General features: G+C 45.9%; 5 protein-coding genes and 2 tRNA genes. 5 read left to right on the forward strand and 2 right to left on the reverse strand.

The features are described from left to right. Together A7589_RS20820 and A7589_RS20825 are read left to right on the forward strand one after the other, a co-directional pair. A partial coding sequence (locus A7589_RS20820) for an IS1 family transposase (RefSeq protein ID WP_021514769.1) occupies positions 1 to 138 on the forward strand: 138 nt, incomplete at its 5' end. Between the two features lie 252 nt (positions 139 to 390). After that, on the forward strand, positions 391 to 1,449 hold the full coding sequence (locus A7589_RS20825; RefSeq protein WP_000060698.1) for a glycosyltransferase family 9 protein: 1,059 nt from the start codon (positions 391 to 393) through the stop codon (positions 1,447 to 1,449). A gap of 95 nt (positions 1,450 to 1,544) precedes the next feature. Here the strand turns inward: A7589_RS20825 and A7589_RS20830 are convergent. Both A7589_RS20830 and mtfA read right to left on the reverse strand, forming a co-directional pair. Continuing rightward, positions 1,545 to 1,620, reverse strand: a tRNA-Asn gene (locus A7589_RS20830). A gap of 100 nt (positions 1,621 to 1,720) precedes the next feature. Beyond that, positions 1,721 to 2,518, reverse strand: a complete 798-nt coding sequence (gene mtfA / locus A7589_RS20835) for a DgsA anti-repressor MtfA (protein ID WP_016231792.1) — start codon at positions 2,516 to 2,518, stop codon at positions 1,721 to 1,723. Positions 2,519 to 2,611: 93 nt separating this feature from the next. Here mtfA and A7589_RS20840 point away from each other — a divergent pair. The 3 genes from A7589_RS20840 (at position 2,612) to amn (ending at position 5,916) form a co-directional block, all read left to right on the forward strand. Further along, positions 2,612 to 2,701, forward strand: a tRNA-Ser gene (locus tag A7589_RS20840). Between the two features lie 342 nt (positions 2,702 to 3,043). Further along, a complete protein-coding gene (shiA, locus tag A7589_RS20845) occupies positions 3,044 to 4,360 on the forward strand; it encodes a shikimate transporter (protein WP_000378585.1) in 1,317 nt (438 codons plus the stop codon). 101 nt (positions 4,361 to 4,461) lie between these two features. Then, the gene (gene amn, locus A7589_RS20850; RefSeq protein WP_105282869.1) at positions 4,462 to 5,916 is read left to right on the forward strand and encodes an AMP nucleosidase; all 1,455 of its coding nucleotides are present in this window, start codon (positions 4,462 to 4,464) and stop codon (positions 5,914 to 5,916) included. Positions 5,917 to 6,019 lie beyond the last annotated feature (103 nt).

The raw sequence follows: 6,019 nt of genomic DNA on the forward strand, positions 1-6,019 counted from the left end.
CAGCGAATTGAGCGGCATAACCTGAATCTGAGGCAGCACCTGGCACGGCTGGGACGGAAGTCGCTGTCGTTCTCAAAATCGGTGGAGCTGCATGACAAAGTCATCGGGCATTATCTGAACATAAAACACTATCAATAAGTTGGAGTCATTACCCTGATTGCTGACGTTTTATCTCTTCTCTTACCTTCACTTAGCATCGACTTCAGATTGAAATGTACATTGAAGCTATGCAATACAAGTATTTTTGCGATACAAACATAATTTAATTGAATAATTAAAAATTAATAATAGAAATAAATTATGTATTATCTCGCTATTTAGCGATTTTAGAAAACGACTATCTCTGATAAACTCCATCACGTTTTAACCAGTAGGGAAGCGAGGTTGGAAATGTCGTTAGTGTCAATTTTTAGACGCATTGCATTCAGTTATTATGATTATTCATGTAAAAATATCAATATTGCAAATACTGAATTTGTGGTCATTCACATCCCCGACCAAATTGGTGATGCAATGGCTATTTACCCCATAATTAGATCGCTGGAATCACATAAAATAAAACATTTATTAATTGTCACATCTACAATTAATAAAGCCGTTTTTGATTCGCTTTGTCTTAAGGAGACTAAATTAACATTAGTCAGTATGACAATGCAGGATCATGCCAGCTTTAGCGAAATAAAAATTCTGGCGCAAAGTATAAGAGAGCAATACGGTACACCGGATCTCTGCATTGAAGCTATGCGCAAGAAAAACCTGAAGACAATGCTGTTCATAAGTCATTTAAAAGCCAAAACCAATTTACAAGTTGTGGGTTTAACAATGAAATGTTATTCCTCCTTATGTAAATCGGCGTCGAAAATGGACCAGTCTCTTCGGGCGCCAGTACCAATGACATGGGCATTCATGATGCGAGAAGCTGGTTTTCCGCCTGTCCGCCCCTTATTTGAACTGCCTATCAGTGAAGAGGTAAGAAACGAAGTGCGTTATGAACTTACCTCATTGGGTGCATATATTGCTCTTAATCTTGATGGTAGTGTTCAGGAGCGAACTTTTTCAGGCTCAATGGCTAAAAAGCTAATAACCATGATTAAAAATGAAATAAATATGCCAATTGTCATTGTTCATGGCCCGAATGGTACTGAAAAAGCAGTAGAACTAACGCAGTGTTTTGACAATGTCTATAATTTATCATTACCGCCTTCAATACCACGTTCTGCCGCCGTCATAAAAGATGCTTTTCTCGCAATAACACCTGATACTTCTATTTTACATATGACAAGTGCTTATAATATTCCTGTCATCGCAGTATATGCCGATTATAAAACACGCTGGCCTGCTATGGCAGATATTTCAGAGACGATTGTGGTAGGGAAAAATATTGATCACATCAATCTGGATGAGTTCAGAAATACGATAAAAAGAATTATCGCAAAAATTCGGCCCTGATGTAGTTATCAGATTTAAGGGAGGTTAGATACGAGCCCGGTTATGGCTAACATTGAAAAGCAAAAAGCCTGCTCGAAAGCAGGCTTTTTTGAATTTGGCTCCTCTGACTGGACTCGAACCAGTGACATACGGATTAACAGTCCGCCGTTCTACCGACTGAACTACAGAGGAATCGTGAGAACGAGGCGAATATTACTGAGTGGCACTGCGAGTGTCAACACTAAAATTCACACGTTATTTCAATCGGTTAATTAAGCAACAAAATTGATATTTAATGAGCATCTGGTGCTGAATATGTGCCTCGTTCATTCGCATTTCGCAGTCTTTGCAGCGGTTCCTGCTGATAAAATTGGCAGAAACGTTGCCACAGCGAGGGGAAGCGAGGAGCAAAAAGCTCCGGGGCGCTAAAAAAGTATTCGGAAAGCACGGCAAAACATTCTGCAGGGTCACTGGCGGCATAAGCATCAATGCTGGAGGCATTTTCGCCCACTAATTCAATTTCGTCCTGAATGTTATTCATCGCCGCGTGAAGATCGTGTTCCCAGCCCGCGACTTCACGTAAAGGAATAAAGGGGACACCACTGGCGCGATCGCCGTTCCGGGTGTCCAGTTTATGTGCAACTTCGTGGATAATCAGATTAAACCCAGAGGCATCGAAAGAATCCTGTATATCGAGCCAATTCAGTACGATGGGGCCTTGCTGCCAGCTTTGACCTGACTGAACGATGCGTTGATTATGTACCAGTCCTATATCGTCTTCCCATTCATCATCTACCACAAATGGCGCTGGGTAAATTAACACTTCATGGAAACCATCCAGCCATTCCAGCCCCAGCTCCATAACAGGTAAACAAAACAGCAAGGCGATACGACCGCTTTTTAAAGCGTCAAGTTCAACCCCTTGTAAAGGAACCAACCGTTTTTGTTGCAAAAAACGTCCAGCAAGAGTGACTAATTTGTTTTGCTCCTGCTCAGTCAAACTTGTCAAAAGAGGTATCGACAAAGCTTCCTTCCACGGAATTGCATCATCATGAACGGTTTCTTGTACTTTCCAGGGCCACTTAATCATCGTTTTGCTCGCAAACTCGTCACTTGAACAAAATTGCACGGACAGGGACTGTTAAAATGCCAAATTTCCTGGCATCATTGCAACAATCTGAACGGAGAGATGCCGGAGCGGCTGAACGGACCGGTCTCGAAAACCGGAGTAGGGGCAACTCTACCGGGGGTTCAAATCCCCCTCTCTCCGCCAATCATTCAAGCAATTAGCCCATCCCGTGTCAGTGACACAAATCTCATTGAGAAAATTCGAAAAATTCATCTGCGAAAATAACGCCAGCAAGTAGCCAGTGCTACCTTAGCGATCACATTTTTCTGTCTTTTGATTTCTAATACGCACCTGAATCCACAATTTTCTTCGTTTCCAGCACATTACAGTAGCCCCTATCCGTCCTCCATGCTCATTTTCGGGTATAAAAATATTTGCAGATGCTCTCTGTCGCGGTAGTCTCATAAGGTTCGTTTATAGATCGACGGCAATGTGAGTTACCTTTTTCCATACTAATTATAAAAAGACAGTACAGACAGGAACACTATGGACTCCACGCTCATCTCCACGCGTCCCGATGAAGGAACGCTTTCGTTAAGTCGCGCCCGACGAGCTGCGCTAGGCAGTTTTGCCGGTGCCGTCGTCGACTGGTACGATTTTTTACTCTATGGCATTACTGCCGCACTGGTATTTAATCGAGAGTTTTTCCCGCAAGTGAGTCCGGCAATGGGAACTCTCGCAGCGTTTGCCACTTTTGGTGTCGGATTCCTTTTCCGTCCGCTTGGAGGTGTCATTTTCGGTCATTTTGGCGACCGCCTGGGGCGTAAACGCATGTTGATGCTGACTGTCTGGATGATGGGGATCGCAACAGCATTGATTGGTATTCTTCCTTCATTCTCGACTATTGGCTGGTGGGCACCGATTTTACTGGTGACGCTGCGTGCTATTCAGGGATTTGCCGTCGGCGGCGAATGGGGAGGCGCAGCATTGCTGTCCGTTGAAAGCGCGCCGAAAAATAAAAAAACCTTTTACAGTAGCGGTGTACAAGTTGGCTACGGTGTAGGGTTGCTGCTTTCAACTGGACTGGTTTCGCTGATTAGTATGATGACCACTGACGAGCAGTTTTTGAGCTGGGGCTGGCGCATTCCTTTCCTGTTTAGCACCGTACTGGTGCTGGGGGCATTGTGGGTGCGTAATGGCATGGAGGAATCCGCTGAATTTGAGCAACAGCAACATAATCAAGCGGCAGTGAAAAAGCGAATCCCTGTTATCCAGGCACTGTTACTACATCCAGGGGCTTTTCTGAAGATTATTGCGCTGCGACTGTGCGAGTTGCTGACGATGTATATCGTTACCGCCTTTGCGCTTAACTACTCAACTCAGAATATGGGGCTGCCACGCGAATTATTCCTGAATATTGGTTTGCTTGTGGGAGGGTTAAGCTGCCTGACAATTCCCTGTTTTGCCTGGCTTGCCGATCGTTTTGGTCGCCGCAGGGTTTATATCACTGGCGCAGTTATCGGAACCTTAAGCGCGTTTCCTTTCTTCATGGCGCTCGAGGCTCAATCCATTTTCTGGATAGTCTTCTTCTCCATTATGTTGGCGAATATTGCGCATGACATGGTGGTTTGTGTGCAGCAACCGATGTTCACAGAGATGTTTGGTGCCAGTTATCGCTACAGCGGCGCCGGGGTCGGATATCAAGTTGCCAGTGTGGTTGGTGGTGGGTTTACCCCTTTTATTGCCGCCGCCCTCATTACTTATTTTTCCGGGGACTGGCATAGCGTCGCCATTTATTTGCTGGCTGGATGCCTGATTTCTGCAATAACCGCTTTGTTGATGAAAGACAATCAACGCATCTGATGGTCTGGCGAAGATCATTCGATCTTCGCCTTACACTTTTGTTTCACATTCCTGTGACATACTATCGGATGTGCGGTAATTGTATGGAACAGGAGACACACATGAATAATAAGGGCTCCGGTCTGACCCCAGCTCAGGCACTGGATAGACTTGACGCGCTGTATGAGCAATCTGTAGTCGCTTTACGCAATGCCATTGGAAAATATATTAAAAGTGGCGAATTGCCTGATGAAAACGCCCGCAAGCAAGGTCTTTTTGTCTATCCATCATTGACCGTGACCTGGGACGGCTGCGCCACAAACCCTCCCAAAACACGCGCATTTGGACGTTTTACTCACGCTGGCAGCTATACCACCACTATCACCCGCCCTGCTCTCTTTCGTTCGTATCTCAATGAACAACTAACGTTGCTGTATCAAGATTATGGTGCGCACATCTCCGTGCAACCCTCGCAGCATGAAATCCCCTATCCCTATGTCATTGATGGCTCTGAACTGACACTTGATCGATCGATGAGCGCCGGGTTAACACGTTACTTCCCGACAACAGAACTGGCGCAAATTGGCGATGAAACTGCAGACGGCATTTATCATCCAACGGAATTTTCTCCGCTATCGCATTTTGATGCGCGCCGGGTAGATTTTTCCCTCGCGCGGTTACGCCATTATACCGGCACGCCCGTCGAACATTTTCAGCCATTCGTTTTGTTTACCAACTACACACGTTATGTGGATGAATTCGTTCGTTGGGGGTGCAGCCAGATCCTCGATCCTGATAGTCCCTACATTGCTCTTTCCTGTGCTGGAGGGATATGGATCACCGCCGAAACAGAAGCCCCTGAAGAGGCGATTTCTGACCTCGCATGGAAAAAACACCAGATGCCAGCATGGCATTTAATCACTGCCGATGGTCAGGGTATTACTCTGGTGAATATTGGCGTGGGTCCGTCAAATGCTAAAACCATCTGCGATCATCTGGCGGTGCTACGCCCGGATGTCTGGCTGATGATTGGTCACTGCGGTGGATTACGTGAAAGCCAGTCCATTGGTGATTATGTACTTGCACATGCTTATTTACGTGATGACCACGTTCTTGATGCAGTTTTGCCGCCCGATATCCCTATTCCCAGCATTGCTGAAGTGCAACGCGCGCTTTATGACGCCACCAAATTGGTCAGTGGCAGGCCGGGTGAGGAAGTTAAACAGCGGCTACGTACTGGCACTGTGGTAACTACTGATGACAGGAACTGGGAATTGCGTTACTCGGCTTCTGCGCTTCGTTTTAACTTAAGTCGGGCCGTAGCGATTGACATGGAAAGTGCAACCATTGCAGCACAAGGATACCGTTTCCGCGTGCCATACGGGACGCTACTGTGTGTTTCAGATAAACCATTGCATGGTGAGATTAAACTTCCCGGCCAGGCTAACCGTTTTTATGAAGGTGCAATTTCCGAACACTTGCAGATTGGCATCCGGGCAATTGATTTACTGCGCGCTGAAGGCGATCGACTGCATTCCCGTAAACTACGAACCTTTAATGAGCCGCCGTTCCGATAATGGGCTCAGATCCTTTGCGTCAGGAAAAGATGTGAAGGATTTTAAAAGCAAAAAGCCCGCTATCAAAGCGGGCTTTTCAAAATCTGGCTCCTCTGACTGGACT

It is taken from the genome of Escherichia sp. MOD1-EC6475, assembly GCF_003046645.1.
Classification (GTDB): domain Bacteria; phylum Pseudomonadota; class Gammaproteobacteria; order Enterobacterales; family Enterobacteriaceae; genus Escherichia; species Escherichia ruysiae.